The organism is Lamprobacter sp., assembly GCF_034860625.1.
Taxonomy (GTDB): domain Bacteria; phylum Pseudomonadota; class Gammaproteobacteria; order Chromatiales; family Chromatiaceae; genus Lamprobacter.
In genome coordinates, this window is the sequence record NZ_JAYESN010000435.1 from 1 (window position 1) to 1,824 (window position 1,824).

Below are 1,824 nucleotides of genomic sequence, written 5' to 3' on the forward strand. Positions count from 1 at the left end.
CGCTGCCGTGGTCTGCAACTCGGCGATGCCGGGCCAGACCGTCTCGATCTCCCGGCCCTGGGCCTTGGAGTACATCGGCACCACATGCACCGGGCGCTTCATGACGTCCAGATTGCGCGCGGCGCAGTAGTGCACCGCGAGCAGAATCCCTTCAGCGGTCTTGGCCGAGGGGAAGATCGACTCGCTCAGCACCTTCCAGGTGCTGGGGGTGAGATTCAGCGCCGGATCGAGCACCGGCATGGGGATGCGCGGTTGATCCGCTGTGGCCATCGGGGCGTGCTTTGACGTCATCAGGGTCCTCCGGTGTGCGACGGGCCGGGACCGGCCCCCGCAGGGGACCGATGCCCGGCGTGGGTGAGTGGGTTAGGGGTGCGGGTTCGGGCTCAGCGGGTCAGACGCTCAAGGCGCTGTGCGCGTTGCTCCAGGCGTTCGGCATGGCGTCGATTCTGATCCAGACCGCGCAGACGGCAGCGGCGCATCATCCGCGCACGCTTGCGCAGGGCGCGGGCCATGGCGCGCAGCTCGCAGCGTGCCCAGACCGACGCTGAGCGGCGTTCAGAACGGCAGTTCATCGTCGAAGGGTGCCGCGTCGTGAGGCGCTGAACCGGAGGCGGCGCCGTTGGTGCTGCCTTTGTTGCCGAGCATGGTCATCGCGCTCGATGGCAGACCCTTGCCAGGCGGCTTCTTCCCAAGCTTCGTCACCGATGCCGGCCAAGCTAAAACCCTCGGCGTCGTGTCAACACCGGCGCTGTTCCTGGTTCGCCCACCCGATGGGGTGGTCCTGATCGCCCAGGGCGTGCTCTCACTCGCCGAACTGCAGGAGCGCCTGGTGAATGCCGCTACCGAGGCCGGCTGGATTCCTGAGCACTGGCGTGAACGCACCCGTGCACGGGTCACCGACCTGCGCCTCGACGGCACGCCGCTCAATGAGGCTGAACGGATCGACGACCCCGATCAGCTGCTTGATCTGCTGCGCTCACGCGCCGCCCTGCCATCGCTTCCGCCTCTGACTCCGACTCCTGGAACCCCCTAATGCGCGCTGCCCCGCTGCTCGTCTCCTCGTTGTTCACCATCCTGGTCTTGAGCGTCCCGGTCCCGGCCCAGGCCGATCTGGCCGACGAGCTCGATACGATGTTCAACAGCCTGGTCAATGTCACCGATCCGACCGCCCATCTGGGCCAGCGCCGTGGGGTGCTCGCCGGTGGCTCGGTGGTGGCGCGCAATCGGCTGATGAACACCAACCTGGTCAACGTCGTACCACCGAGCTTCGAGGCCGGCTGTGGCGGTATCGATCTGTTCGCCGGCAGCTTCTCGTTTATCTCCCGCGACCAGCTGACCCAGCTGTTCCGCTCCATTGCGTCAAATGCCGCGACCTACGCCTTCAAGCTGGCCCTGGATTCGATGTGTCAGAACTGCGGCCAGGTGATGGACTCGCTGCAGAAGAAGATCCAGGCCCTGAACAGCCTGTTCGCCAACTCCTGCCAACTGGGGCAGGGCGTGGTCAACGATGTGGTCGATGCCTTCGATACCCAGCATAAGATCAAGCACTCCGAGGCCTCGTTGGTCCGGGGACTTGGTGATGTCTTTGAGAGCTGGTCCTCGGTGACAGGTGAGGACCCCATCGCCCAGGTCCAGCGCGCTGATCCCGACTACGCGAGGACCGTCTTGCAAGGCAATCTGGTCTGGCGTGCCTTGAAGACCGAAGGCGTGGCCAGCTGGTTCGGTAGCGGCGATGACGCCCTGCTCGAGGCGCTGATGTCGGTCACCGGCAGTGTCATCGTCGGTCCGTTGGAAACCAGCCCGGACGGGCAGGGCAGTAACAAC

The 1,824-nt window shown here is 65.6% G+C and carries 3 protein-coding genes and 1 pseudogene; 2 read left to right on the top strand and 2 right to left on the bottom strand.

All coding sequences use genetic code 11. The features are described 5' to 3' along the window. A pseudogene (locus tag VBE63_RS28530) lies at nucleotides 1–240 on the bottom strand (recombinase); the annotation flags it as partial. A gap of 143 nt (nucleotides 241–383) precedes the next feature. Then, nucleotides 384–572: a hypothetical protein gene (locus tag VBE63_RS28535; RefSeq protein ID WP_323686359.1), complete on the bottom strand. Its 189-nt coding sequence runs from the start codon at nucleotides 570–572 to the stop codon at nucleotides 384–386. A gap of 50 nt (nucleotides 573–622) precedes the next feature. Here VBE63_RS28535 and traF point away from each other — a divergent pair, with 50 nt between their 5' ends. Continuing rightward, nucleotides 623–1,033, top strand: coding sequence for a conjugal transfer protein TraF (gene traF / locus VBE63_RS28540; protein ID WP_323686361.1), 411 nt, complete (start codon nucleotides 623–625; stop codon nucleotides 1,031–1,033). After that, nucleotides 1,033–1,824: conjugal transfer protein TraH (locus VBE63_RS28545; RefSeq protein WP_323686360.1), on the top strand; the 792-nt coding region annotated here is incomplete at its 3' end. The genes traF and VBE63_RS28545, both read left to right, overlap by 1 nt.